The sequence below is a fragment of the Shewanella sp. 0m-6 genome (assembly GCF_052977325.1).
Genome location: NZ_JBRIMD010000063.1, coordinates 1 through 2193, shown reverse-complemented (window position 1 = coordinate 2193; position 2193 = coordinate 1). Strand labels below are relative to the sequence as shown.

Genomic DNA, 2193 nt, shown 5'->3' with positions numbered 1-2193 from the left:
TCTAACACGGAAATGTCGGATAGACGACACTTGTTACCAAGTGCCGCCCTCCTAAGAACCCAGCGTGCAACTTTCACTGCACTAGGCTCAAGCCTCCACAAAGGTATCGTTTGATACCCAGCAACTTATAAAGCAGTGAGAGCAGGTTCATTCCAAGAGTTACGAGCTTGCCTTTTCAATTTTCTCCTAGCCAAGTATTCTTGGTATTGAGGATCGAACGGTATAGCCGCATTTCGGATTTTTACATGTCTCTCAATGGGCACTTTGGCTATTTGGAATAGATTAAATTGGCAATCCATATCCTTGACCTTCTGCCAACCGTGAAATTGCCATTGGCCTTTTCGGTTGATGAAGTATTTAAGGGCTACCCAAGTCTTAGACTTTGTTGGATGGCGCCTTACTGCCCAGTGCCATAACGTATAGAATAGTTTGTGCCCAACATACCCGAATACTTGTTTAGCAACGCAATGTCGATAATAGTTCGACCAACCCCTTAGTTTCGGATTTATCAATTTGATAAGATCGTTAACAGGGATGGTTGCGTGCTTTTTGATGAGTTCGCGCAGGTTACTTAAGAACAACAAGGTATTGGACTTGCTCGGTTTAATGAGCAATTTCCCTTTGTACTTCCTATGATTAAACCCTAAGAAGTCAAAACCATTATTGATGTGGGTAATGTGCGTTTTCTCTTCGGAGAGTGTTAAGCCTCTTTCCGCTAAGAAATCAGATATCAACGGTTTGATATCGTTCTCGAGCACTTCCTTTGAAGCGCAGGTGACGACGAAATCGTCGGCGTATCCAATAAAGTTAGCTCTGGCACCCTTTTTGAGTGCTGTAGACTTTATGCGCTGTTCGAGTCCTGCAAGAGTCATTAGCATCAAGGTTGGGGATATAACCCCTCCTTGTGGTGTGCCCTCATCAGTACGATAAAACAGCCCTTTGTCCATAAAACCAGACTTTAACCATTGTTCCAACATGCGTTTATCTATGGCGATGTTATCAATTAGCCATTGATGCCCGATTTTGTCGAAACAGGATTTGATATCCCCTTCAAGAACCCATTGAGCTGATCTCTTTAGAGCCAAACATTTGAAGCACTGATCGACTGCATCGGCAGTGCTACGATTTGGTCTAAATCCATAGCTGTTTGGGTCAGCAAACGTCTCCGATATAGGCTCTAATGCAAGAAGGTGGAGCGCTTGTTGTGCTCTGTCTATCATGCATGGGATACCAAGAGGTCTAAGTTTGCCATTCCTTTTGGGGATGTAGATACGCTTGAGTGGTTTGGCTAGATATGCCTTCCTGCTCAATTGATTTACTGCTTTCATGCGGCGGGTATCTGTATTCCAGATAACACCATCTATTCCAGGCGTTTTACTGCCTTTCTTTTGTGATACACGCTTAACAGCAAGAAGTTTTGCTGAACGCGAGTGAGTCAGTATCCACTGCAACGCTTTCACTTTGCTGCGTTTACCTTCTCGAGTTGCCTTTGCAATACGCATCTGAAGCTTTAATACATGCGGTTCAACGGATTTCCAGTCTATGGACTGCCATTGAGCGCCGTAAGGAGAGGCACTAATTTCTGTTGAAATCATCATTTGCGTTTCTCCTTGAATAAAGTTCTCCAAATTATCTTGCAACGGGAGACCAGTCGGAAGTGGGCTCACTTTCGTGACCAGACACCAGTCTGTATCTGCATCGTTACAATGCAGCTTTCGCTTTTTCCAACCTCCTATACCTACATCGCTATCGGCCATAAAAGCTTTCCCAGTGGGAGCGATATAGGCTTACCGTGTTCCGTATGTCGCGCAATGTCAGGGTAGATGCCCGCTATAGTGCGAAGAGTTATATTGATCACGAAAGAGCATGGGGCAATCTCTTTCCAACTCTCATTGCCTTTTGGCCACAGCGTATAAACCACTTCCGCTGTTTCATCACATAACGCACCTTATGCGGATTCACTTATGTTCATCATACTGACTACCTAGCACTCACCCGATTTGTGGTTATCAGGAGGATCGTTCTCTCACGATTCAGATCCCGATTGGTCTATAACCAATCTTCGTTACATTGTCAGAGCCGCTACTTTATTCAGGCTCTTAGGTTCATCTGGTGATACAGATGGTTCACTCAAAAGCGGTGAACAGCGCTTCATACGACCTCACGTCGCACGCCCCAAAGTGAGTTAGCCTT

The 2193-nt window shown here is 44.7% G+C and carries 1 protein-coding gene; it reads right to left on the bottom strand.

Annotated elements, in window-relative coordinates; genetic code table 11:
• Positions 1 to 125: 125 nt before the first annotated feature.
• Positions 126 to 1598, bottom strand: coding sequence for a group II intron reverse transcriptase/maturase (gene ltrA, locus ACVBJC_RS20340; RefSeq protein ID WP_447162723.1), 1473 nt, complete (start codon positions 1596 to 1598; stop codon positions 126 to 128).
• Between the last annotated feature and the right edge of the window lie 595 nt (positions 1599 to 2193).

What these genes read in the sequence shown, in the direction of transcription:
- ltrA (WP_447162723.1), bottom strand. Translation starts at nt 1,598, where the DNA reads ATGATGATTTCAACAGAAATTAGTGCCTCTCCTTACGGCGCTCAATGG.